The sequence below is a fragment of the Afipia sp. GW823-FHT06G09 genome (genome assembly GCF_058794875.1).
In genome coordinates this window covers 121,518-144,109 of sequence record NZ_JBXAHF010000002.1, presented here as the reverse complement: position 1 = coordinate 144,109, position 22,592 = coordinate 121,518, and the positions used below count along the sequence as shown (strand labels likewise).

Sequence of the window (22,592 nt, the reverse complement as noted above, 5' to 3'; positions counted from 1 at the left end):
GGTCTCGTCATGCGCTCGGGCGTGTTCGGGAAGGACTGTGTGTGGCTTCAGGTCGCTGGCGGTCGGGGCGTCTGGCGCTCGAGGCGGCTGAGCGCCGAGCGCAGATCGTTGAACATGGTTTCAAAGCCGCGGTCCAGCGCGGCACGACGGCCCACTATCACATAATCATGGTGGGGTCGCATGGATATGACATCCAGCCGCTTCACCAGTTCGCGAAGCCTGCGGCGGACGCGGTTGCGTTCCGTCGCGGTGCCGACTTTCTTTGTAACGGTAAATCCGACGCGGACCGGGCCGTCGTCGTCGCGCCGGCGCGTTTGCACCACAAAGGCAGGACTGGCCATGCGTGGTCCGCTGGCCGCGGCGATGAAATCCGCGCGCTGCTTCAACCGGTCCATGATTCCAACCGGCGCATGGGAAAAGGTCCCGGGATAAAGGTCGGTCAGGCGCTCAGACGCTTGCGGCCGCGGGCACGGCGGGCAGCGAGAACCTTGCGGCCGCCGGCGGTCGCGAGACGGGCACGGAAGCCGTGACGGCGCTTGCGCACCAGTTTGCTGGGTTGATAAGTCCGCTTCACGGTCGTTCTCCGCTACCGAAATGCACGTCCGACGGCTCGTCGGAGGCAATTCGCCGATAAATGAGATGAAATCCTGCGATGCCGGCCCTGAAGTGGACCAATTTCGGTCCAAAATGAACCGGCCCGGTCGAGCCGGGCCATCGAGGACAGTTGGCGCGGCTTATACGGGAGCAGCCTGTTTTCGTCAATCTTGGGGTTTTATACCGCGCTCAGGTTGTGGAGCGCGGTCAGAGGCTTAAACCATAACAGTTCCGGGGGTTTGACCCGGGCCGCCGGCAGGCGCATCCTGTGGCGGCAAATCATGAAAATGGGCAGGCGATCACTCAATGGCGGTATCCGGCCAGGAACCTGATCGGACAATGGAAAAGCTCCGGCCCGGGCTGCGGTTCGGGCTGTCGGGAAAGCTGTTGCTGCTGACGATTCCCCTGATCCTGATCGTCGAAATCCTGATCTATGTGCCATCCATCGCCAACTTCCGGGTGAACCGGCTGAACGACCGGCTGGCGGCAGCAAGCACCGCCGCGCTGGTGCTGGATGCGGCCCCGAGCGGCATGGTTCCCGATGCGCTGGCGCGGCAGATTCTCGCCAGCATCGGGGCGCGCGCGGTAGCCATCAAAAGCGGATCGCAGCGGCGGCTGCTGGCGGCGGCCGATATGCCCGCGAAGATCGACCACGACATCGACATGCGCGACACGAGTGCATGGTCGGCCATTGTCGACGCGTTTCAGGTCATGATCGACAGCGGCGACGAGGTGATGCGCGTGATCGGGCCGGCGCCCGGCAGCGGGCAGTTCATCGAAGTCGTGGTGGACGAAAAGCCGCTGCGCGCGGCGATGTTCCGTTTCTCGCGCAACGTGCTGCTGCTGTCGCTGGTGATGACGAGCATCACTGCAGGCCTGATTTACTACGCCCTGCATCATCTGTTCGTGCGGCCGATGCGTCGCGTCACCGCCAATCTCGTCGCATTCCACGAAAATCCGGAAAGCACTGCGCGCATTATCGAACCGTCGAAACGCACCGACGAGATCGGCCTTGCGGAACGCGAACTGTCGGACATGCAGCGCGATCTGGTGTCGATGCTGCATCAGAAGAACCATCTCGCCGCGCTCGGGCTCGCGGTCTCGAAGATCAACCACGATCTGCGCAACCTGCTGGCGTCGTCGCAGCTTCTGTCCGATCAATTGGCCAGCGTGCCCGATCCGCGCGTGCAGCGATTTGCGCCGAAGCTGATGCGCTCGCTGGAGCGCGCCATCGCGTTCTGCCAGTCGACATTGTCCTACGGCAAGGCGCAGGAGGCGCCGCCTGACCGCCGCCGCGTTCTGATCGAGCCGGTGGTCAACGAGGTGCGCGAATCGACCGGGCTGGCCTCCGATACCTCGATCGAGTGGATCAACGCCATCGAGCGTGGCCTGACCGTCGATGCCGATCCCGATCAATTGTTCCGGGTGCTGCTCAATCTGGCCCGCAATGCCGCGCAGGCGCTGGAGAGCGACAAGTCCGGTGACGCCATTGCCAAGCAAATCCGCTTCACCGGCCGCCGCGAGGGGGCGGTGACGATCCTTGAAATCTCGGATACCGGCCCCGGCATTCCCGAAAAGGCCCGCGAACATCTCTTCGAGGCGTTTCAGGGCTCCTCACGGGATGGCGGCACCGGGCTGGGGTTGGCGATTGCAGCCGAACTGATCCGGGCCCATGGCGGCGAGCTCAATCTGGTGGATGGGACCATCGGCGCGACGTTCCGAATCACGATTCCGGATCGGGCCGTCGAGCTGCGCAGCCTGCGGGATGCGCGGGCGCGGGCCTGAAAAACTGCCGTTTTGGCCCGAAATCCATGTCTTATCGATCTTGCAAAGCCGTTCCGGAGCCGGTAGCTATGGCGCTCCTTCGCGGCCCGGCCACCGGCCTCTCTCAAGTCCGCGAAATGCGCGCCCGTAGCTCAGCTGGATAGAGCACCAGACTACGAATCTGGGGGTCAGGAGTTCGAATCTCTTCGGGCGCGCCATTCCTGTTCAATGACTCGCCTCTCAGTCGCTTACCGCTTCCGGCTGCCATCCCGCCGTCGCCGACAGCGCGCGCGCGTGGGCGAGCAGTGTCGTTGCCGTCGAGCCTTTCAGATTGTCGTCGAGAATGCCGATCGGCCCCATCATGGTAATGGCCGCGATCATGAAACCGGTTTGATCGAAGATCGGCGCCGAAAAGGATGTGAAGTTCGGCAACAGGGCATCGCGGCAGCGGCTGATGCCGTCCCGCTGAATCGCCGCCACCATCTCCTCCACCTCGGCCTTCGTGGCAGGCGCGTCGTCGATTCGTGCGTGCCGTGATCCTTCTTCCTTGAGTTCCTGATCGAGCATGTGCGCGGTGATCGAACGCGGCAGATGCGCAAGGAAATTGCGGCCGAGCGCCGAGCGTAGCAGGCTGAGCACGCTACCAACGCGCAGTTCGATGATCGGCCGGCTGGCGCCGCCTTCGACACGGTAGATGATGGTTGGTCCACGATTGCCCCACACGCCGAGGAAGACCGTGTGGCCGATGGTCGTCGCGAGTTCGGTCATTGCAGGACGGGCGGCGGTGAAGACGTCGAACTGCTCGATCGCGGCCATGCCGAGTTTCAGCGCGTAAGGGCCGAGCGCATAGCAGCCGGTATCGGCTTCCTGCCGCACAATGCCCACGGCCTGAAAGCTGACGAGATAATAGTGCACATTGGCTGCCGACATTCCGGTGTTGGCGGCGATCATCTTGAGCGGGACCGGACGCAGTTCGGTGCGCAGATAATCAAGGATCCGGAAGCCGATCTCGATCGACTGGATGCCCCGCCGTCCGCCACGTTCCGTCTTTTCCAATTTGACGGATTTCGACTTTCCGGTCGTCGCGGAGCGCCCGGATGTTGGCGCGAGCGGCCTCTCTGGCGGTTGGTTTCCGCGCGGCTTCCTCACTGAAAATCCTTTTAGATCAGGGTGTTATTTGATTCGAGCCCATGCCGTATTATTGGGCTGGGCGCGCCGTACATTCAAGCTTGTCTAATTTGATAATATCATATCTATCTGACTATATATGAGGCGATCGTTCCGAGCGTCGTAGGGCGGGGCTGACGGAACTACAAACAGGGGAATGACGATGGATGCGGTAACGGCGACGGCAGCAGCGGCCGATCACGATCTCACGCGCAACGAAGAGCGGCAGGTCGTTCTGGCTTCGACGCTGGGCACGGTGTTCGAGTGGTACGATTTCTTCATCTACGGCTCGCTGGCCGTGTTCATGAGTTCGGTGCTGTTTCCGCCGGATAACCCCACGGCGGCCGTGCTGGCGTCGCTTGGCGCTCTTGCGGCCGGTTTCGTTATTCGCCCGATTGGTGCGGTCCTGTTCGGACGTATCGGCGATCTTGTGGGCCGCAAATACACCTTCCTCATCACGATCGTGATGATGGGCGGCAGCACGGCGCTGATCGGCTTTCTGCCGACCTATGCGACCATGGGCCATGCGGCGTGGATTTCGCTGGTGGTGCTCCGTCTGATCCAGGGCCTTGCGGTCGGCGGAGAATATGGCGGTGCCGTCATCTATGTCGCCGAGCACTCACAGCCTCATCGGCGCGGGTTGCTGACGGGCTGGATCCAAATCACGTCATCGGTCGGTCTCGCGCTCTCGATCGCCGTCATCATCGGCACCCAGAGCCTGATGAGCGAAGCTGATTTCAAGGCCTGGGGCTGGCGCGTTCCCTTCATCATCTCGATCCTGATGCTGGCATTCTCGATCTATGTGCGCGCCAAGCTGCATGAATCGCCGGTGTTCGCGCGTCTCAAGGCCGAGCGGCGGCTGTCAAAGAATCCGGTTCGCGACACATTCGGCCGCTGGTCGAGTCTGCGCCTCGTGCTGATCGCACTGTTCGGAGCCACGGCGGGCATGGGGGCGACCTATTTCACCGGTCAGTTCTACGTGATGATCTTCATGCAGCAGGTGGCGAAGATCGATCTGCAGACCTCGTACACGCTCATGGCTGTCGGTCTGGTGATCGGCGCGCCGGCTTTCATCTTCTTTGGCTGGCTGTCCGACCGGGTTGGGCGCAAGTGGCTGATGATGGCGGGTCTCGTTCTCTCGGCTCTGTGCTACCGGCCGATGTTCGCCTCGCTGCTGGAAGCGGGCAATCCGCAACTCGTGGCCGCAACCCAGAGCGCGCCTGTTCTGGTGCATGCGGATACGTCCAGCGAAGGGTGCAGGTTCGGTCTTGCCGCCGCGCTGCTCAGCACGCACGGCGATCACGCCAAACCCTGCGTCCAGGCCAAGAAGCTGTTGATCGCGAGCGGTATCAACTTCAGCTACGCGCCGCCGGTCGACGGACAGGCTGTAGCGATGACGGTCAGGGGGATCACGATTAAGGGTTACGATCCGGGAGGTTACCGCAAGGCGTTGGCCGACGCGGGTTATCCTGCAAAGGCCGACCCGGCCAAGGTGTCGTCCGGCTACATCATCTTCCTGCTGGTGGTCATGACCATCATTGTGGCGATGATCTACGGGCCGGTCGCGTCGTTCCTTGTCGAGGTGTTCCCCGCAAACATCCGGTATACGGCGCTCTCGTTCCCGTATCACATCGGCGCGGGCATCTTCGGCGGCTTCCTGCCGTTCTTCGCCACCTACCTTTCATTGGCAGTCGGCGATGTGTTTGCGGGGCTTTGGTATCCGGTCGTGATCTGCGCCACCGTCGCGGTGATCGGCTCAATCGTGCTGCCGAACAAGCCGAAGCTCGAAACCGACCACTAAATCTCACATCGTAATCCACGGGCTGCCTTCATGGCAGCCCGTGTTTCGTCATCTCTTCGCCTTCCGGGACAGGTGTCATGACTTCAAAAAAGAACAGCAGCTACAAGGCCGCCGTTATTCAGGCTGCATCGAATCCGACCGACACACTCGCATCGGCCCAGAAGGCCGCAAGCCTGATCGAACAAGCCGCGAAGGCCGGTGCAAGGCTGGCGGTGTTCCCGGAAGCCTTCCTCGGGGGCTACCCGAAGGGCAATTCGTTCGGTGCGCCGGTTGGCCAGCGCAAGCCTGAAGGGCGCGAAGCATTCCGCGCATACTGGGAACAGGCGATCGATCTCGATGGCCCTGAAGTCGAAACGATTGCCGCTGCGGCGGCCGCGACCGGACTCTTCGTCGTGATGGGCTGCATCGAGCGCGAACACGGCACGCTGTACTGCACCGTGCTGTTCTTCGATGGCGCCAACGGTCTCGTGGGCAAGCATCGCAAGCTGATGCCGACCGCGGGTGAACGGCTGATCTGGGGCTTTGGCGACGGCTCGACGATGCCTGCCTTTGAAACATCGCTCGGCACCATCGGCGCGGTGATCTGCTGGGAAAACTACATGCCGGCATTGCGCATGCACATGTACAGCCAGGGCGTCAGCATTTACTGCGCCCCCACGGCGGATGATCGCGACACCTGGGTGCCGTCGATGCAGCACATCGCGCTCGAAGGGCGTTGTTTTGTGCTCACGGCCTGCCAGTACATCAAGCGCGGGGCGTATCCCGAAAACTACGAGTGTTCGCTCGGCGACGATCCGGAGACCGTGCTGATGCGCGGCGGCAGCGCCATTATCAATCCGCTCGGCAAAGTACTTGTCGGACCGGATTTCGACGGCGAAACGATCCTCTATGCCGACATCGATCTCGATGACATCGCGCGCGGCAAGTACGACTTCGATGCAACAGGGCACTATTCGCGGCCGGATGTGTTCCAGCTCACTGTCGATACCCGGCCGAAGTCCGCTGTCTCAACGATCCCGGCTTTGCCGGCGAGGAGCTGAGCAGCATGTTCTTCGATATGGGCCAGCTGGCGGCGGACATCCGCTACAAGATTCTCACCGCAACCGTCACCCCGCGCCCCATCGCCTGGGTGACGACCCGCTCACCCGATGGCGTCGCAAACGCGGCTCCGTTCAGCTTCTTCAATGTGCTGGGGCACGAGCCGCCGACGGTTGTGCTCGGGCTGCTGCGCCATCCCGAAAAGGGACTAAAGGACACGGCGGAGAATATTCTTGCGACCGGCGAGTTCGTCGCGCATCTGGTGCCGCACCAGATGGCGGAGGCGATGAACACGACCTGTGTCGATGCGCCGTCCGAAGTTGATGAACTCGTGCTGGCCGGCTTGCGGACAGTGCCATCACAGATGGTTTCGCCGCCGCGCATAGCCGAAAGCCCGGTCGCATTCGAGTGTCGTACACTTTCGACGCATGAGACAGGACCGAGGCAGGTTGCCGTGATCGGTGAGGTCGTGTGCGCTCATGTGGCGGACGAGTTCGTGCTCGATGCTGGCAAAGGCTACATCGATACGCTCGCTCTCGATCTCATCGCCCGCATGCATGGGAGCGGGTGGTATGCGCGTCCGGCGGACCTGTTTCAGTTGGTGCGCCCGGGTTCGACCGCCTAGCGGTGTCCATGCTGAATCGCCAGCAGCACCACGATGATGATCGCCAGGATCGTCGACAGGCCTTTCCAGAACAGCAGGGGATCGCGCTCGATCAGTGGCGCCGGCGATGCGTTCAGATAGCGCGCGTTGGGGTGGCGAAGATCGAAGGTGAATTCCGATAGCGCCTCGTAGCGCCTGAGCGTGTCGGGGTGCACGGCGCGCTTCAGGGTTTCGTCGATCCAGGCCGGGATGCCGCGGCTGTCATCGAGCGCGGACCTGTATCGCAGTTTCCTGAATTGCGATTTTGTGCGCGCCTTCGCGATTTGCGCGCCATAGGGCAGTTTCCCCGTCAGCATCTGATAGGTGATGACGCCGAGCGAGAACATGTCGGAGCGCGGCGAGCCGCTTTCGCCCTGGAAATATTCCGGTGCGGTGTATTGCACGGTGCCGAGAATCCCCGTGTCTGTGGACGGCGCGGCCTCGACAACGCCGGTCACTTTCGTTGAACCGAAATCGATGATCTTCACCGTTCCGGTCTTGTCGATCATGATGTTGTCCGGCCGGATATCCTGATGCAGCATTTCCATCCGGTGGAAGGCGCGCAGGCCCCTGGCGATCTGCTCCACGATACCGCGCACCGTCTCGAGATCCGGTCTTGGATTGTCGATCATCCACTGGGTCAGTGTCTGGCCGTCGATGAATTCGGTGGCGACATAGAGGAAGTTTCGTTTCCGGGATTGCAGGCAGGGCTTCAGCACATGCGGGCTGTCGATGCGCCGGGCGATCCACTCTTCCATCATGAAGCGTTTCAGGTAGCTCGGATCGCCGCGCAGATCGATCGAGGGAATCTTGATGCTGACCAGTTCATCGGTTTCGGTGTCGACCGCCAGATAGATGTGGCTGCGGCTGCTGGCATGAATCTGCCGGACGATCCGGTAGCCGTCGAAAACCATGCGCGCCTCCAGAAGCGGAGCCGGCGGCAGTTCGGACGACTGCCCGAAGACGTCGCTCGCCTCGCTGCGCGGCAACTGGTCGATGCGCACGATCTGGACGGTGAGGTTATCGTTGCTGCCTTGCAGATAAGCCTGTTCGACGATCAGCTTCGCGGCCCGGTCCAGATCGTCGGCGTTGTCGTGGACCGTTTTGGCGACGAAGCGGTCTCCCACGTGTTCATACGCGCCGTCGGTCGCCAGCAGGAACACATCGCCCTTTTCGATCGGAAGCGCCTGATAGTCGATTTCGATCTGCGGATTAATCCCGAGCGCGCGGCTGAGATAATTCTGTTCCGACGAAATGACCACACGGTGGTCGTTGGTCAGCTGCTCGAGGGTGTTCCCGGCGAGACGGTAGATCCGCGAGTCGCCGACATGGAAAATATGCGCGGTGGTGGATTTGATCACCATCGCGCTCAGGGTGCAGACGTAGCCCTTGTCCTTGTCGTAGCGGTACTGGCTTCGCCGTGTTGCGGAATGCAGCCATGAATTCGTCGCCGCGACCACGCGCTGCGCCGAGGTTTTGACCGACCATGATTCCGAGGTGCAGTAATAGTCGGTCAGAAAACTTTTGACGGCGGACTCGCTCGCGACCGAACTGACGGTGCTGCTGCTGATGCCGTCCGCCACCGCAATCGCAATGCCTTTCAGGCTAAGCAGCGGCTCGGTGGGGATCAGGACGCCATAAAAGTCCTGATTGGTCTCCTTGCGACCTTTATCAGAATGCTGCCCGACCGATATCTGCAATTCACGCGACATGGATGATGCCGAAAAAAGGAGCCCCAACTTGTCGGCCGGGGCTCCTTCTTGCAAGTGGGATCAGGAAACCGCGCGAACCGCCGCGCGCTTCGGCGCGGTCCTGACATGGGTGGCGTAAAGGGTCAGGCCCGTGAATGCGAGGCCGCCGACAAGATTGCCGATCACGGTCGGGATTTCGTTCCAGATCAGATAGTCCAGGAACGAAAACTTCGCGCCCAGAAGCAGTCCCGATGGAAACAGGAACATGTTCACCACGGAATGCTCAAACACCATGTAGAAGAACACCAGGATCGGCATCCACATCGCGATCACCTTGCCGGGCACCGTGGTCGAGATCATGGCGCCAACGACGCCGGTCGAGACCATCCAGTTGCACAGCATGCCGCGGAAGAACAGCGTCGCCATGCCGGCTGCGCCATGCGCCGCATAACCGAGCGTTCGCGCTTCGCCGGCGTGGCCGATCGCGGCGCCGACCTTGTCGGGCTCCTGCGAGAAGCCGAACGTCGTGACGAACGCCATCAGGAAGGCGACCGTGAACGCGCCGCAGAAATTGCCGGCAAAGACCAGGCCCCAGTTTCTGAAAACGCCGGCCAGCGTCACGCCCGGACGCTTGTCGATCAGCGCAAGCGGAACGAGGACGAACACGCCGGTCAGCAGATCGAATCCCAACAAATAGAGGATGCAGAAACCGACCGGGAACAACAGCGCGCCGACCAGCGGCTGGCCGGTGTTCACATTGATCGTGACGGCGAACCACGCCGCCAGCGCCAGGATGGCGCCGGCCATATAGGCACGAATGACCGTGTCTCGAGTGGACATGAAGATTTTGGATTCTCCAGCATCCACCATCTTGGTGACGAATTCCGAAGGCGCGAGATAGGCCATCACAGATCCTCTTTGTTCGCAGTAGAAATCAAAAACGTCCGGCGTCCGTGACGGATCGCGGCGTTATCTCGACCGCACGATGTCGATCGCGCGGGCTGGATTCGGGATGACGGCCGTCGCGCGCGACTCGGCAGCAGCGCAGGCTGCGCATGTGGCACGCCTGTTTGCGGTCATTGATGTCGCGTATCGAGAACGTTTGTCCGCGCGTTCGTGCCGTCTGATGCATTGTGTCCTGTCTGCCAATGATGGTCGGCCGAAACAGGAACGCGCATGCGCAGATCAGTCATGGTGACGAATGCGCCGAGCTCCTTTTCGGACCGCAGTCGTCATTGACTGTTCCGCAAGTGGAGCAATCGCCGTGCCAACACCGTTGGCTTTGATCGGGCAATGTTTTTTTGAGTTTCCAGCGAATGCGCTGGGGCGGCGTCACGCGGAATGATGCGAGTCTGTGCAGCATGCCCATCTCGTGGGCATGACCGTTACTGCTTCGACGCGGTTCTCAGCCAGTCGCGAAACAGGTTGAGTTTCGGGGTCGCCGGCCTGTCTTGCGGCGTCACGAAGTAGTAGCCCGCCGACGGCATGGAGACATTGAACGGCACCACCAAGCGTCCGTTCGCAACGTCGTCCGCGACATAGGCGGTGTGACCCATGGCGACGCCGAGACCGTCGATGGCGGCCTGAATGGTCATGAAGGCCAGATCGAATGTCAGCCCGCGGTTTTGCGACAGGTGCGCGGGCAGGCCTGCGGCGGTGAGCCAAAGGCGCCAGTCGTCGATGGTGCTGGACGTATGCAGCAGCGTGGCATGCTCCAGGTCTTCCGGCCGCCGCAGCGCGCGTTCGCCAGTCAGGAGCTTCGGGCTGCAAACCGGAAACAGATGTTCGGCCATCAGCCACTCGGCATCCAGCCCCGGCCATCGTCCCTGTCCGTACCGGATCGCCGCGTCGACATTGCTGGTGCGGAAATCCACCAGTTCGGTCGAGGTGGTGATGCGAACATCGATCTCCGGATGCTGTTCCTGAAAGGACGACAATCTGGGCAGCAGCCATTTCACGGCGAGCGATGTCAGGGTGCTGATTGTCAGCACGCGATCGTCCCCTTTTCGCAGCAGGCGGTCGGTGGCGGTGCGCAAGTCCTGAAATGCGGCGCGGATGCCCGGCAGGTATTCGGCGGCCTGCGGCGTCAGCGCCAGCGCGCGGCTTTGCCGGATGAACAGCTTGATGCCGAGTTCTTCCTCTAGCCGCCGGATCTGGTGGCTGATGGCGGTCTGGGTGACGTTCAGCTCCTGCGCGGCATGGGTAAAGCTGAGGTGCCGTGCGGCGGCCTCGAAAGCGCGCAAACCGTTCAGGGAGGGCAGTCGGGCGGTCATCGGCGCCTCTAATACATGATATTATCTCATAATACAGGGGACAAGCTATCGTTTGTCAATGGGGGTTCGCGAGCAGATATTCGCACCATCAGATTTATTTCAGGAGGCTACGATGTCTGCTTACACCACCAAGTTGATGACAAATCATCATCACTACGACTTCCTCCATCACCCGATTTCGTCGATTTCCGACGTGCTGCATACGTGGCAGCAGCGTTCGCAGCGCCGGGCAGAACTCGCCCGCCTCAGCGACAAGGACTTTCACGACGTCGGCGCGAGCTGGAGCGACTTCGCCTACGAGGCCAGCAAGCCCTTCTGGCGTGCGTAAGGCGCCCTTGCGAGCCTGATCCGTCTCGTCCTCCTCCCCGGATCAGGCTCGCTTTTTCTTTCGCATAGCAGCCGATGGAGCGTGTCATGCTGGCAGAAACCGATCATCGCTTTGTTCTGGGCAACCTCGGCCGCTACACCGATATTGTCCGGCTGAAGGACGGCAGATCGCTGACGGTGCGTTTCATCGAACCGAAGGACGCGGATGCGCTGTCGTCCTATTTCCGGTCGCTGTCGCGACAGTCGCGCTACAATCGCCTGATGAGCGCCGTCAGCGAGTTGCCGCCGTCAGAGCTCGACAAGGCGCTTCATGTCGGCGAGGGCAGCCGCTTTGCGGTGGTTGCCGAAATGAAGATCGACGGCGTCGAGACCATCGTCGGCGAGTCCCGCTACAGCTACGACGCAAGGACGCAGGATACCGAATTCGGATTGTCGATCGGCGATGCCTGGCAGGGACAGGGCATCGGCTCCGCGATGCTGTCGAATCTTGAATGCCGCGCGGCGGCGCTCGGGGCGTCGCGGCTGTTTGGCGAAACCCTCCGCAACAACGAACAGATGATCGGGCTGGCCCGCAGGGCAGGCTATGTCTTCGCAGGCACGCCGAGCGACTGGCGGCAGGTGCGGTTCGAGAAGCCGCTGCATCGGGCCACCGAGATTCCCTGCGAAAGCTGGAAGCAGGCTGCGATGGCGGGCTGGCTGCAGAACGCAGCGCTGCTGGTGGCGCATTGATCCTCCGATCGTTACGGCACGGCAGCCCTGCCGCCGTCGGCTTGTATGCCCTCCGCCGGATCGAATAGTGTCCCGGAAGGCGCCGGTTCCGGCGTTCGATCCGGGAGCAATCGATGGCGCAATCTGTAAAAGGTAATGTCTGGCTGGCGGCAGGGGTCCGCACGCCGTTTGCGAAGGTCGACGGCCCGCTTGGCGGCGTCGACGCCATCTCGTTGTCGGTGCCGGTGGTCAAGCACATGATCGAACGGCTGGGCGGCGGCAAGCCGGACTTTGCGGTGTGGGGCAACGTGGTGCCGAACCTCACCTGGAGCAACATCGCACGCGAAATTCTCATGGACGCTGGAGTCGATCCGACGGTGCCGGCCTATTCCACCGTGATGGCGTGTTCGACCAGCATGATGGGTGTGTTCGAAGCCGCGGGCATGATCGACGGCGAGGTGCGCAATCTCGCGCTGGTCGGCGGCGTCGACAGCCTCAGTCAGGTTCAGCTCGGTCTCGGCATGTCGCTGTCCAACTGGGTGCGCCAGTTTCAGACCGCCCGATCGCTGGGACAAAAACTCACCCACGCGATCGATCTCAAGCTCAGCGATGTGCGTCTCTACATTCCGGCGGTCAGCAATCGCACCACCGGCATGAGCATGGGCGAGCACACCGAGATCACCGCCAAGGTCTGGAACATCTCGCGCGAGGCGCAGGATCAGATCGCGCTGGAGAGCCATCAGCGTGCGGTGGCCGCATGGGATCGCGGCTTCTTCGATGGCCTCGTCATTCCGTTCGACGGCGTGAAGCGCGACACCATTGCGCGCAAGGATACCTCGCTCGAGAAGCTGGCGCGGTTGCCGCCGTCCTTCGACCGCAAGAGCGGCAAGGGAACGCTGACGGCGGGCAATTCGTCGCCGCTTACCGACGGTGCATCGAGCATCTGGGTGGCCTCGAAAAAGGGACTTGAGAAGCTTCCCGCGCAGACACCGCGTGTTAAGCTGATCGACTGGGAAATCGCGTCGGTGGATTTTCGCACCGAAGGCCTGCTGATGGCACCGCCCTACGCGATCCCGCGGCTGCTGGCGCGGCATGCGCTGACCTACGCCGACATTCAGCTCTGGGAAATTCATGAGGCCTTTGCTGCGCAGGTGCTTGCGCACATCAAGGCGCTGGAGAGCCCGGAATTCATCCGCGACAAGGCCGGCGTCAACGCCGAGTTTGGCAAGTTTCCGCGCGAACGCCTGAATCCGAACGGCGGCAGCATCGCGCTCGGACATCCGTTCGGAGCAACCGGCGCCCGGATATTGAGTCAGTCTGTCAAGGAACTGGCGGCGATGCCCAAGGGAAGCCGCGCCATTGTCAGCATCTGCGCCGACGGCGGGCAGGGGACCGTGGCGCTATTGGAAGCGGCCTGACGCTCACGGCTTCCACGCCATGCCGTAGACCTTGCGTCCCGACACCGGATTGACGTCGTCGTGGGTGTGGACGAAGCCGTTGCGCTCGTAGAAGCGGATGGCGCGGGCATTGTCGGTGTTGACCAGCAAGGTGATGCCGCCCGGCGATATCGCCTTGGCCTTGTCGATCAGCACGTTGCCGAGATCCGATCCCCATGCTTCGGGCGCGACCACGAGCTGATCGAGATAGCCCGACGCATCGATCGTGACGAAGCCGGTCATTGCGCCGTTCTGTTCCGTAACGAAAATCTGCGCGGCGGGCACGAGTTCATCGCGCCAGCGCGCGCGCCATCCGTCCAACCGCTGCGCGAAGTCGATCGACGGATAGGCTTGGCTCCAGGTGCGAAACCACAGGTCGATCGCCGCGTCCTCGTCGCTGGCATTGTAGGGCCGCAGCGTGAAGGATGCGCTCATGATCGCGGCACGCGGCTCATCGCTCGGTCAGTTTCAGTTCGATGCGGCGGTTGCGCTTGTAGGCTTCTTCGGTTTTTTCAGCATCGAGCGGCTGGAATTCCGCGAAGCCTGCCGCGACCAGACGCTGCGCCGGGACGCCGAGCGAGACCAGATATTGCACTACCGAGATGGCGCGCGCCGAGGACAGTTCCCAGTTCGACTTGAACTGTGGGCTGTTGATCGGCCGCACGTCGGTATGGCCGTCGACACGCAGCACCCATGCGATCTCAGCGGGAATCTGCTTGTCCAGATCGATCAGCGCGGTGGCAAGCTTGTCGAGTTCAGCGCGGCCTTCCGGCAGCAGCAGCGCCTGCCCGGTGTCGAAGAACACCTCGGACTGGAACACGAAGCGGTCGCCGACAATGCGCACATCCGGGCGGTTGCCGAGAATGGCGCGCAGCCGCCCGAAGAATTCGGAGCGATAGCGTGACAGTTCCTGCACCCGCTGCGCCAGCGCCACGTTCAGCCGCTGGCCGAGATCGGCGATCTTGGTCTGGGATTCCTTGTCGCGTTTCTCCGAGGCATCGAGCGCTTCCTCCAGCGCGGCGAGCTGCCGGCGCAGCGCGCTGATCTGCTGGTTCAGCACTTCGATCTGCGCCAGCGCCCGCGCCGAGACCTGCTTCTCCGAGTCGAGCGCCTTGCCAAGTTCAGTGGCGCGGCCCTGCGCACTCGCGCCCGCACCGGCGAGCCCGTCATAGAGACCCTTGACGCGGTCGCGCTCGGCCTCGGCGGATGCAAGCCCCGCGCGCATCTGCGAGAGTTGATCGTCGAGATTCAGCTTGCCGAGTTTTTCCAGCGAAAGGAGATCGTTGAGCTGTGCGATCTGCGCATTCAGCCGCTCAAGTGCCTTGTCCTTGCCGGTGACCTCCTGTGAGAGAAAGAATTGAACCACAAGGAACACCGACAGCAGGAAGACGATGGCGAGCACCAGCGTCGATAGCGCATCGACGAAGCCCGGCCAGTAATTGAACCCGCTGTCGTTGCGGCGTGAACGCGAAAGCGCCATAGGCTGTCTCCGTTCAGTTGGTCTCGGGCTGCCGCGCGAGGCGCTCCAGAAGCGCCTTGATTTCCTTGTTCTGCTCGCCCTGACCGTCGGCCCATTCGCGGATCAATTGTTGTTCGGTGCGCATGTGATGCACGAGGCCCTGGATCGCTTCGGCGAGATTGGCCATGGCGGTGGTGGAGGCACGGTTCGAGCCCATTTCCTCGACGGCCAATCGCAGCCGGTCGAGCGCCGGATTGAGATCGCCGTTCACCGCCTGGCCGTCGGCGGAATATTCCTGCACGGTTTCCGCCAGCCAGTCTTCGAGGTCGGTGTAGAAACGGTTCTGCGCCTGGCTCGATTGCAGATCGAGAAAACCGAGGATCAGCGACCCTGCAAGGCCGAACAGCGAGGACGAGAACGAAATGCCCATGCCGCCGAGCGGAGCGGCGAGACCTTCCTTCAGCGTGTCGAACACCGAGCCGGCATCGCCGCCGACTTTCAGGCCTTCGATCACCTTGCCGACCGAACCGACGGTTTCGATCAGGCCCCAGAACGTGCCGAGCAGGCCGAGAAACACCAGAAGCCCCGTCATGTAGCGCGACAGGTCGCGCGCTTCATCGAGCCGGGTCGCGATCGAATCCAGCATATGGCGCATGGTCTGCTGCGAAATGCTCATGCGCCCGCCGGTGCGGTGACTGAGCATGGCGGCCATCGGCGCCAGCAGTGTGGGACGGCGGTCGACCGCAAGGCCGGGATCGGAAATACGGAAGCTGTTGACCCACGAGATTTCAGGATAGAGCCGGATCACTTGCCGGAAGGCCAGGATGATGCCGATGGCCAGAACGCCGACGATCAGTGCGTTGAGGCCGGGATTGGCGAGAAACGCCACCCAGATCTGCTTGTAGAGCACCACAAGCAACAGGCTGCACAGAACGAGGAACACCAGCATCCGGACCAGGAAGATGCGCGGTGTCGACAGTTTTGTGACACTGATGTCGGCTGCGGTGCTGGAAGCGGGAGCTTTTGCCATGGCGGATCTTCAATCCTTGTCCGTGGAACGTGTCGGGCATCAATATGGCACAGCGGGGGCGGGAAAAAAGACACCATCGCCGATTTGACCCCAGCTACGGAACCATCGGCCGTGACAACGGCTTCGATCTTGTCGGTGAATGCATGAAGCCGGCCCACCGGTAACTCAGGGTGGGTTGCGTGCGTCTCCTCGTCCGCGTGATGGCGCGGAGCGAAACGAAACGATGTAGGGAAGCCATGCTCGAAAGGTGGATTGCTTTGCCGTGATCGCAATGGCGGTCGATTATTCTTCCGCTCAGCCCAGCGGTTTCAGAATCTTAACGAGCTCGCGCTGGATCGTCTCGTTGCCGCAGACGACATGACCGGTGGCCATTGCGGTGTCGCCGCCCTCGATGCCGCTGACGACACCGCCGGCTTCGCGCACCATGATCAATCCTGCCGCAATATCCCACGGCTGAAGATTGCGCTCCCAGTAGCCGTCGAGGCGGCCAGCCGCGACGAACGCAAGATCGAGGGAGGCCGCGCCGAAGCGGCGCAGGCCTGCGACGCGATTCTGCATTTCCGCCATCTCGCGGCGGGAGAGTTCGTGATCGCCGCGTCCGATGTGCGGCAGGCCGCAGGCGACCACGCATTCGCTGAGTTGTTTGCGGCCGGCGACGCGCAGGCGCTGCTCGTTCAGGAATGCGCCCTTGCCGCGTTCGGCAATGTAAAGTTCGTCATTGGCGGGATTGTAGATCACCCCCGCGATGATCACGCCGTCGCGCTGTAATCCGATCGAGATCGCGAACTGCGGAATGCCGTGAAGGAAGTTGGTGGTGCCGTCGAGCGGATCCACGATCCATGTGTTCGACTTGTCGGTGCCCTCGCGCGTGCCGCCTTCCTCGCCGAGAAAGCCGTAGCCCGGACGCGCCTTGGTGAGATCTTCGTAGAGCATCTGCTCGGCGCGCTTGTCGGCAAGCGACACGAAGTTGGCCGGACCCTTCAGCGACACCTGAAGGTTTTCGATCTCGCCGAGATCGCGCTTGAGGCTGCGGCCGGCGCGGCGCGCGGCCTTGACCATGACGTTGATGAGCGCTGAATGAATCATTGTCTCGGCTTGCTGGATGAAGTGTGGGGCTGGTGTTGCGGGATAAGCGCTGGCGCGTCAAGAGTAATGGCGGTGGTTATTGCTCATTTCGTGCCGAACCATTTCTTGGCGAGGTCTTCGGATTTTGCTTTTTCTATCGGAGATAACTGCGCAAATTTGGCATCGAGGTCGGGATCGCCGTTCCCGGCGGTCTTCGCGATCAGATGCCACTTGAAGCCATGGACCTTGTCGACGGGAGCGCCGAGTCCGTCGACCAGAATGCGCGCCAGCCGGTTTTGCGCGATCGGACTGTTCTGCCGCGCCGCCCTGGTCAGCAGCGCGATCGCGGTGGGCACATCCTTGGGCGTGCCGGTGCCGTTGTAGAGTGCGATGGCATATTCGACCTCGGCATCGAGATTGTCAGCCTGCGCAGCGGCGCGCATCCAGCGCGCGGCCTCTGTGAGATTCTTCTCCACGCCGCGGCCTTCCTTGTAGAAAGTCGCGAGGGCGTACTGCGCCTCGGGATTGCCGGCATTGGCGGCCTGAAGAAACAGTTCGGCGGCGCGCTTGATGTCCTGCGGGAAGACCTGCCCTTCGAGATAAAGCAGCCCGAGATTGTAGGCGGCCGCGGCCTTGCCGAGCTTGGCGGACGATGCCAGGAGCCGCGCGCCCTCGTTGCGATTGGCAGGACCGTCGCGTCCGGCGATCTTCATCATGCCGAGCGCGAACATGGCTTCGCGGTCGCCGCGATCGGCGGCCTGCTTGTACCATTCCGCTGCCTTGGCGTCGTCGCGCTTGATGCCGAGCGCATTGGAATAAAGCTCACCCAGCAGCGTCATGGATTTCGGATCGCCGGTTTCCTGCGCGCGCTTCAGTGCAAGATTGAAAGCGGTGCGATACAGGCCCGACTGGTAGGCGCCGTAAGCGAGATCGGCGTTTGGATTGTCGGGAGCGGCGGGCGCAGGTGCAGCAGCCTTTTCTGGCGCGCTCTTCTTCTGTTTCTGCGTGTCGGCTTTGGGTACGGCCGCTTTCGGCGGAGCTGCCTTGGGAGCGGTGGATTTTGGCGCAGGCCGTGCCGCTTCCGGTTTGATCGGCTCCGGAAAGGGATTTGGGCCCCCCTGCGCCAAAGCATGTGCCGAGAGCGCCACAACACCGGCAGCAACCGATGCAAGCAGTCTTGCATGAGCGGCTGCGAATGGTGTGGCACGGCGAGGCGCGGTCATCGCGGCTTATTCTCCTGCGACGGTGGAGTGTGCGAGCGACGATTCAAAGCCTCGCGCGATGGCCTGACTGGCCTCGGCCAGAGCAGCCTGTGCGCCGCGCGCATCCTGCCAGATGATATCGCCGACCAAGACGAAATCCGCGCCGGCCGCTGCGAACATCTGCGCCTCGTCCAGAGTCGCGGCAAAGCCCACGCATGGAGGCTCGAACAGTTCGGCCCACCAGTCCAGCCGTTCGCAGATCGCGTCCGCCGAAGGTCGTTCGCCGTTTGAATCCGGCTCGCCGAACAGCACGTAATCCGCGCCGGCTTCACCGGCGACCATGGCATCGTGCCGCGTGATGAGCCCGCCGACCCCGAGAATGCGGTCGGGCTTCAGGCTCGGCAGTGCCTCCTGCATTGCCTCGATACCGCTTACGTTCGCGCCGTCCGCGCCGGAGCGCGCCACCTGTCCGAAATGCTGATCGATCAGCAGGGCCGCGCCGGCGTTCTGGACCACAGGCGCCAGCACTTTGGCGCGTTGAATGATGCTGCGCTCGTCGCCGGGCGCCAGCCGCAGCAGGACGGCGGCGATATCCGCCGCCGCAAGCAACGCCGGCAGTTCGGCGACAAGCCGGGCCGGGTCGGCGACAACCGGCGTTGCCAGATAGAGACGAGGCGCGGGGCGCGGCGGGGGAGGTTTGGTGGCCATGATGGCGGTGTGATGCCCCCGGACTGCGGCCAAAAAAGGGGCGGGACCATGTCCCGCTGTTTCAAAATCATTTCAGTAGCAGGCCATCCTTCGAGGCTCGCCGCAAGAGCGGCTCGTATCTCGGGATGACGTCTTACTCAAAACCGTCACCCTGAAGTGCCGTCGCATCGCGACGGCCTCGAAGGGTGATATGCTTACGTCAGGCGATCTTCGGGTTGAGTTCACCCTTGGCGTAGCGCTGCGCCATCTGGGCGGTGGTCAGAACCTTCTTGATCTTGCTGGCCTGCCCCGCGGTGTTGAACTCTTCCAGGCGCTGCTTGCAGAGCTTGGTCATAGCTTCCATCGCGGGCTTCAGATACTTGCGCGGATCGAACTCGCTCGGGTGCTCGCTCAGGATCTTGCGGATCTGGCCGGTCATCGCCATGCGGTTGTCGGTGTCGATGTTGATCTTGCGCACGCCGTTCTTGATGCCGCGCTGGATTTCCGAAACCGGAACGCCCCAGGTCGGCTTCATCTGGCCGCCGAACTTGTTGATGATGTCCTGCAGATCCTGCGGCACCGACGACGAGCCGTGCATCACAAGATGCGTGTTCGGCAGCTTGCGGTGGATTTCCTCGATCACGTTCATCGCAAGGATGTCGCCGTCCGGCTTGCGGGTGAATTTGTAGGCGCCGTGCGAGGTGCCCATCGCAATCGCCAGCGCGTCGACCTGGGTTTCCTTGACGAACTTCACGGCTTCATCGGGATTGGTCAGCAACTGGTCGTGCGACAGCTTGCCTTCGAAACCGTGGCCATCCTCCTTCTCGCCTTCGCCGCTTTCCAGCGAGCCGAGCACGCCGAGTTCGCCTTCCACCGAAATGCCGCCGAGATGCGCCATCGTTGTCACCGTCTTGGTGACGCCGACATTGTAATCCCAGTCGGCCGGCGTTTTGCCGTCGGCCTTCAGCGAGCCATCCATCATCACCGAAGTGAAACCGGCCTGGATCGCGGTCATGCAGGTGGCGGGTTCGTTGCCGTGATCGAGATGCACGCAGACGGGAATGTGCGGATAGATTTCCGTCACCGCGTCCATCATGTGCTTGAGCATCACATCGTTGGCATAGGAGCGCGCGCCGCGCGAGGCCTGGATGATGACCGGCGCATCGACGGAGTTGGCGGCTTCCATGATCGCCAGCGCCTGCTCCATGTTGTTGATGTTGAATGCCGGCACGCCGTAGTTGTTCTCAGCAGCATGATCCAGCAATTGACGCAACGTGATGCGAGCCATGTGTGCTTGTTCTCCGTGATCTTGGCCAGCGCCAAGGGCGCCCGATCCATTTAAAAAATCTAGCGTACTCTAAGAACCTCGACGCCGGGCAAAGGTTTCCCTTCCATCCACTCCAGAAAGGCGCCGCCGGCGGTCGAAACGTAGGTGAAATCCGAGCCCACGCCAGCGTGGTTCAACGCCGCAACGGTGTCGCCGCCGCCGGCGACGGACACCAGCTTGCCGGTTTTGGTGCGCGCTGCCGCATATTTGGCGGCCTGAACCGTGCCGCGGTCGAATGGCGACATCTCAAACGCGCCGAGCGGCCCGTTCCACACCAGCGTCGCGGCGTCGTCGATCGCGGCATCGATCCGCTTGATCGACTGCGGGCCGACATCGAGGATCATGCCGTTGGCCGGGATCGCATCGAGGCCGTAGGCATGCGACGGCGCGTTGGCTTCGAACTTTTCAGCAACCACCGCATCGACCGGCAGGATGATCGCGCAGTTGGTGGAGTTCGCCTTCACGAGAATGCGCAGCGCGGTGGTGGCGAGATCCTTTTCGCAGAGCGACTTGCCGACATCGACTCCCTGCGCATGCAGGAAGGTGTTGGCCATGCCGCCGCCGATCACCAGCGCATCGACCTTGCTGACGAGGTTCTCCAGAAGATCGATCTTGGTCGAAACCTTCGAGCCGCCGACAATGGCGATCACCGGATGGACCGGCTGTTCCAGCGCTTTGCCGAGCGCGTCGAGTTCGGCTTCCATGGTGCGGCCGGCATAGGCCGGCAGCACGCGGCCAAGGCCTTCGGTCGAGGCGTGGGCGCGATGCGCGCACGAGAAAGCGTCGTTGACCCAGATGTCGCCGAGCTTGGCGAGCTGCGCGACAAAGGCCGGATCGTTCTTTTCTTCACCGGGATGAAAACGGGTGTTCTCGAGACAAAGGATCTCGCCGTTCTTCAGGCCCGCGACGGCCTGTTCGGCGATCGGGCCGACGCAGTCGGGCGCGAACTCGACATGGTGCTTCACCACGTAACCCAGCGCGGCGGCGACCGGCTTCAGCGAGTCCTTCGGGTCCGGTCCCTTCGGTCGGCCGAAATGCGCAAGGATAATGACTTTGCCGCCGGCTTCCGACAGTTCGATGATGGTCTTGGCGATGCGCTGCAGGCGCGTGGTGTCAGACACGCGTCCATTGTCCATCGGCACGTTGAGATCCACGCGCAGCAGCACGCGCTTTCCCTTCACGTCGATATCATCGAGGGTGCGGAATCCGGACATTGCGATCTTGCGTTCTTCCCCGTCGCCACCCTGGGGTACGAGCGTCGTCGATGCGAGCCTCGAAGGGTGGAAGTTTGTTCGATGTCATCCTGCGAGGCGCGCGAGTGCGCGCCTCGGGATGATGTTGTTTTTCAGATCAGCTTGCTCATCGCCGCGGCGGTGTCTGCCATGCGGTTCGAGAAGCCCCACTCGTTGTCATACCACGACAGCACGCGCACGAGATTGCCGCCCTGCACCTTGGTCTGGTCGAAGGCGAAGGTGGACGAGTGAGCGTCGTGGTTGAAGTCGATCGATACGTTCGGATGGCTGGTGGTGCCGAGGATGCCCTTGAGCTCCTGGGCTGCGGCGCGCTTCATCGCGTCGTTGATCTCTTCCTTGGTGGTCGCCTTCTTGGCGACGATCTTGAGATCAATCACCGAGACATTCGGCGTCGGCACGCGGATCGCGACGCCGTCGAGCTTGCCCTGCAATTCCGGCAGCACGAGACCGATGGCCTTCGCAGCGCCGGTCGAGGTCGGGATCATCGACAGCGCGGCCGCACGGCCGCGATAGAGATCGCTGTGCATGGTGTCGAGGGTCGGCTGGTCGCCGGTATAGGCATGGATCGTGGTCATGAAGCCGGTCTCGATGCCCACCGTGTCGTTCAGCACCTTGGCGACCGGCGCGAGGCAGTTGGTGGTGCACGAGCCGTTGGAGACGACGAGATGATCTTTGCTGAGCTTGTCGTGGTTGACGCCGTAGACGATGGTGGCGTCCGCGCCGTCCGACGGCGCGGAGACCAGCACGCGTTTGGCGCCTGCGGTCAGATGCGCCGAAGCCTTGGCCTTGGCGCTGAAGATGCCGGTGCATTCCATGGCGATGTCGATGCCGAGGTCCTTCCAGGGCAGGGTCGACGGGTCGCGCACCGCTGTCACCTTGATCTTGCCGTTGCCGAGGCTGATCGAGTCGCCCTCAACGGTCACGGTGCCAGGGAACCGGCCGTGCACCGAGTCATAGCGCAGCAGATGGGCGTTGGTTTCGACCGGCCCGAGGTCGTTGATGGCGACCACCTCGATGTCCGTGCGCTTGGATTCATAAATGGCCCGCAGGATGTTGCGGCCGATACGGCCAAATCCATTGATCGCGACACGGACTGCCATTCTCAAGTTCTCCTCAACGGTTCGGAA

Annotated in this window: 22 protein-coding genes and 1 tRNA gene; 8 read left to right on the top strand and 15 right to left on the bottom strand. The window is 62.3% G+C overall.

Translation table 11 applies throughout. The features are described 5' to 3' along the window. Positions 1-47: 47 nt before the first annotated feature. Together rnpA and rpmH are read right to left on the bottom strand one after the other, a co-directional pair. The gene (gene rnpA, locus AC1Q67_RS08305) at positions 48-395 is read right to left on the bottom strand and encodes a ribonuclease P protein component (protein WP_024574423.1); all 348 of its coding nucleotides are present in this window, start codon (positions 393-395) and stop codon (positions 48-50) included. 44 nt (positions 396-439) lie between these two features. Beyond that, complete coding sequence (rpmH, locus tag AC1Q67_RS08300; RefSeq protein ID WP_008542748.1) at positions 440-574, bottom strand: 50S ribosomal protein L34; 135 nt, start codon at positions 572-574, stop codon at positions 440-442. 326 nt (positions 575-900) lie between these two features. Here rpmH and AC1Q67_RS08295 point away from each other — a divergent pair, with 326 nt between their 5' ends. Together AC1Q67_RS08295 and AC1Q67_RS08290 are read left to right on the top strand one after the other, a co-directional pair. Next, positions 901-2,379, top strand: a complete 1,479-nt coding sequence (locus AC1Q67_RS08295) for a sensor histidine kinase (RefSeq protein ID WP_492234496.1) — start codon at positions 901-903, stop codon at positions 2,377-2,379. A gap of 120 nt (positions 2,380-2,499) precedes the next feature. Next, positions 2,500-2,576, top strand: a tRNA-Arg gene (locus AC1Q67_RS08290). Between the two features lie 22 nt (positions 2,577-2,598). On the opposite strand, the gene AC1Q67_RS08285 is transcribed toward AC1Q67_RS08290, so the two are convergent. Then, positions 2,599-3,414, bottom strand: coding sequence for an IclR family transcriptional regulator (locus AC1Q67_RS08285; RefSeq protein WP_024578204.1), 816 nt, complete (start codon positions 3,412-3,414; stop codon positions 2,599-2,601). 274 nt (positions 3,415-3,688) lie between these two features. On the opposite strand from AC1Q67_RS08285, the gene AC1Q67_RS08280 reads away from it, so the two are divergent. From AC1Q67_RS08280 to AC1Q67_RS08270, 3 genes are all read left to right on the top strand, one after another. Then, a complete protein-coding gene (locus AC1Q67_RS08280; protein WP_492234497.1) occupies positions 3,689-5,326 on the top strand; it encodes an MFS transporter in 1,638 nt (545 codons plus the stop codon). A gap of 77 nt (positions 5,327-5,403) precedes the next feature. Beyond that, the gene (locus AC1Q67_RS08275) at positions 5,404-6,366 is read left to right on the top strand and encodes a carbon-nitrogen hydrolase family protein (protein ID WP_492234498.1); all 963 of its coding nucleotides are present in this window, start codon (positions 5,404-5,406) and stop codon (positions 6,364-6,366) included. 5 nt (positions 6,367-6,371) lie between these two features. Then, complete coding sequence (locus tag AC1Q67_RS08270) at positions 6,372-6,989, top strand: flavin reductase family protein (protein ID WP_024574159.1); 618 nt, start codon at positions 6,372-6,374, stop codon at positions 6,987-6,989. On the opposite strand, the gene AC1Q67_RS08265 is transcribed toward AC1Q67_RS08270, so the two are convergent. The 3 genes from AC1Q67_RS08265 to AC1Q67_RS08255 all read right to left on the bottom strand — a co-directional run bounded on the left by AC1Q67_RS08265 (position 6,986) and on the right by AC1Q67_RS08255 (position 10,971). After that, a complete protein-coding gene (locus tag AC1Q67_RS08265) occupies positions 6,986-8,719 on the bottom strand; it encodes a bifunctional protein-serine/threonine kinase/phosphatase (protein WP_492234499.1) in 1,734 nt (577 codons plus the stop codon). The genes AC1Q67_RS08270 and AC1Q67_RS08265 overlap by 4 nt on opposite strands. A 60-nt stretch (positions 8,720-8,779) precedes the next feature. Next, a complete protein-coding gene (locus tag AC1Q67_RS08260; RefSeq protein WP_492234500.1) occupies positions 8,780-9,604 on the bottom strand; it encodes a formate/nitrite transporter family protein in 825 nt (274 codons plus the stop codon). Between the two features lie 479 nt (positions 9,605-10,083). Further along, entirely contained in the window at positions 10,084-10,971 is an 888-nt protein-coding gene (locus AC1Q67_RS08255) for a transcriptional regulator GcvA (RefSeq protein ID WP_024574161.1), read from the bottom strand. A gap of 112 nt (positions 10,972-11,083) precedes the next feature. Here AC1Q67_RS08255 and AC1Q67_RS08250 point away from each other — a divergent pair, with 112 nt between their 5' ends. From AC1Q67_RS08250 to AC1Q67_RS08240, 3 genes are all read left to right on the top strand, one after another. Beyond that, a complete protein-coding gene (locus AC1Q67_RS08250; protein ID WP_492234501.1) occupies positions 11,084-11,299 on the top strand; it encodes a DUF1127 domain-containing protein in 216 nt (71 codons plus the stop codon). 86 nt (positions 11,300-11,385) lie between these two features. Continuing rightward, on the top strand, positions 11,386-12,027 hold the full coding sequence (locus AC1Q67_RS08245; protein WP_492234502.1) for a GNAT family N-acetyltransferase: 642 nt from the start codon (positions 11,386-11,388) through the stop codon (positions 12,025-12,027). 113 nt (positions 12,028-12,140) lie between these two features. Further along, entirely contained in the window at positions 12,141-13,424 is a 1,284-nt protein-coding gene (locus AC1Q67_RS08240; protein WP_492234503.1) for an acetyl-CoA C-acyltransferase, read from the top strand. A 3-nt stretch (positions 13,425-13,427) separates the two neighbouring features. Here the strand turns inward: AC1Q67_RS08240 and AC1Q67_RS08235 are convergent, their stop codons facing one another. From AC1Q67_RS08235 to gap, 9 genes are all read right to left on the bottom strand, one after another. Next, positions 13,428-13,877, bottom strand: coding sequence for a GNAT family N-acetyltransferase (locus AC1Q67_RS08235; RefSeq protein ID WP_492234504.1), 450 nt, complete (start codon positions 13,875-13,877; stop codon positions 13,428-13,430). Between the two features lie 16 nt (positions 13,878-13,893). Continuing rightward, complete coding sequence (locus AC1Q67_RS08230; RefSeq protein ID WP_024574166.1) at positions 13,894-14,922, bottom strand: peptidoglycan -binding protein; 1,029 nt, start codon at positions 14,920-14,922, stop codon at positions 13,894-13,896. A gap of 13 nt (positions 14,923-14,935) precedes the next feature. Beyond that, positions 14,936-15,931 carry a flagellar motor protein MotA gene (locus AC1Q67_RS08225; RefSeq protein WP_492234505.1) on the bottom strand — a complete coding sequence of 332 codons (996 nt, stop codon included), beginning with the start codon at positions 15,929-15,931 and terminating at the stop codon, positions 14,936-14,938. A gap of 294 nt (positions 15,932-16,225) precedes the next feature. Further along, positions 16,226-17,017 carry an inositol monophosphatase family protein gene (locus AC1Q67_RS08220; RefSeq protein ID WP_492234506.1) on the bottom strand — a complete coding sequence of 264 codons (792 nt, stop codon included), beginning with the start codon at positions 17,015-17,017 and terminating at the stop codon, positions 16,226-16,228. Positions 17,018-17,100: 83 nt separating this feature from the next. Then, complete coding sequence (locus AC1Q67_RS08215; protein ID WP_492234507.1) at positions 17,101-18,219, bottom strand: tetratricopeptide repeat protein; 1,119 nt, start codon at positions 18,217-18,219, stop codon at positions 17,101-17,103. A gap of 6 nt (positions 18,220-18,225) precedes the next feature. After that, on the bottom strand, positions 18,226-18,906 hold the full coding sequence (locus AC1Q67_RS08210; RefSeq protein ID WP_492234508.1) for a thiamine phosphate synthase: 681 nt from the start codon (positions 18,904-18,906) through the stop codon (positions 18,226-18,228). A gap of 199 nt (positions 18,907-19,105) precedes the next feature. Beyond that, on the bottom strand, positions 19,106-20,173 hold the full coding sequence (fba, locus tag AC1Q67_RS08205) for a class II fructose-bisphosphate aldolase (RefSeq protein WP_024574171.1): 1,068 nt from the start codon (positions 20,171-20,173) through the stop codon (positions 19,106-19,108). Positions 20,174-20,232: 59 nt separating this feature from the next. After that, a complete protein-coding gene (locus AC1Q67_RS08200; RefSeq protein WP_492234509.1) occupies positions 20,233-21,426 on the bottom strand; it encodes a phosphoglycerate kinase in 1,194 nt (397 codons plus the stop codon). Positions 21,427-21,557: 131 nt separating this feature from the next. Beyond that, a complete protein-coding gene (gene gap / locus AC1Q67_RS08195; protein ID WP_492234510.1) occupies positions 21,558-22,565 on the bottom strand; it encodes a type I glyceraldehyde-3-phosphate dehydrogenase in 1,008 nt (335 codons plus the stop codon). Positions 22,566-22,592 lie beyond the last annotated feature (27 nt).

Coding starts and splice junctions, on each gene's coding strand:
- rnpA (WP_024574423.1), bottom strand. CDS start 395: ATGGACCGGTTGAAGCAGCGCGCGGATTTCATCGCCGCGGCCAGCGGA.
- AC1Q67_RS08260 (WP_492234500.1), bottom strand. CDS start 9,604: ATGGCCTATCTCGCGCCTTCGGAATTCGTCACCAAGATGGTGGATGCT.
- AC1Q67_RS08225 (WP_492234505.1), bottom strand. CDS start 15,931: ATGGCAAAAGCTCCCGCTTCCAGCACCGCAGCCGACATCAGTGTCACA.
- AC1Q67_RS08220 (WP_492234506.1), bottom strand. CDS start 17,017: ATGATTCATTCAGCGCTCATCAACGTCATGGTCAAGGCCGCGCGCCGC.
- gap (WP_492234510.1), bottom strand. CDS start 22,565: ATGGCAGTCCGTGTCGCGATCAATGGATTTGGCCGTATCGGCCGCAAC.
- fba (WP_024574171.1), bottom strand. CDS start 20,173: ATGGCTCGCATCACGTTGCGTCAATTGCTGGATCATGCTGCTGAGAAC.
- AC1Q67_RS08235 (WP_492234504.1), bottom strand. CDS start 13,877: ATGAGCGCATCCTTCACGCTGCGGCCCTACAATGCCAGCGACGAGGAC.
- AC1Q67_RS08275 (WP_492234498.1), top strand. CDS start 5,404: ATGACTTCAAAAAAGAACAGCAGCTACAAGGCCGCCGTTATTCAGGCT.
- AC1Q67_RS08250 (WP_492234501.1), top strand. CDS start 11,084: ATGTCTGCTTACACCACCAAGTTGATGACAAATCATCATCACTACGAC.
- AC1Q67_RS08255 (WP_024574161.1), bottom strand. CDS start 10,971: ATGACCGCCCGACTGCCCTCCCTGAACGGTTTGCGCGCTTTCGAGGCC.
- AC1Q67_RS08280 (WP_492234497.1), top strand. CDS start 3,689: ATGGATGCGGTAACGGCGACGGCAGCAGCGGCCGATCACGATCTCACG.
- AC1Q67_RS08200 (WP_492234509.1), bottom strand. CDS start 21,426: ATGTCCGGATTCCGCACCCTCGATGATATCGACGTGAAGGGAAAGCGC.
- AC1Q67_RS08230 (WP_024574166.1), bottom strand. CDS start 14,922: ATGGCGCTTTCGCGTTCACGCCGCAACGACAGCGGGTTCAATTACTGG.
- AC1Q67_RS08210 (WP_492234508.1), bottom strand. CDS start 18,906: ATGGCCACCAAACCTCCCCCGCCGCGCCCCGCGCCTCGTCTCTATCTG.
- AC1Q67_RS08240 (WP_492234503.1), top strand. CDS start 12,141: ATGGCGCAATCTGTAAAAGGTAATGTCTGGCTGGCGGCAGGGGTCCGC.
- AC1Q67_RS08270 (WP_024574159.1), top strand. CDS start 6,372: ATGTTCTTCGATATGGGCCAGCTGGCGGCGGACATCCGCTACAAGATT.
- AC1Q67_RS08215 (WP_492234507.1), bottom strand. CDS start 18,219: ATGACCGCGCCTCGCCGTGCCACACCATTCGCAGCCGCTCATGCAAGA.
- AC1Q67_RS08295 (WP_492234496.1), top strand. CDS start 901: ATGGCGGTATCCGGCCAGGAACCTGATCGGACAATGGAAAAGCTCCGG.
- AC1Q67_RS08245 (WP_492234502.1), top strand. CDS start 11,386: ATGCTGGCAGAAACCGATCATCGCTTTGTTCTGGGCAACCTCGGCCGC.
- AC1Q67_RS08265 (WP_492234499.1), bottom strand. CDS start 8,719: ATGTCGCGTGAATTGCAGATATCGGTCGGGCAGCATTCTGATAAAGGT.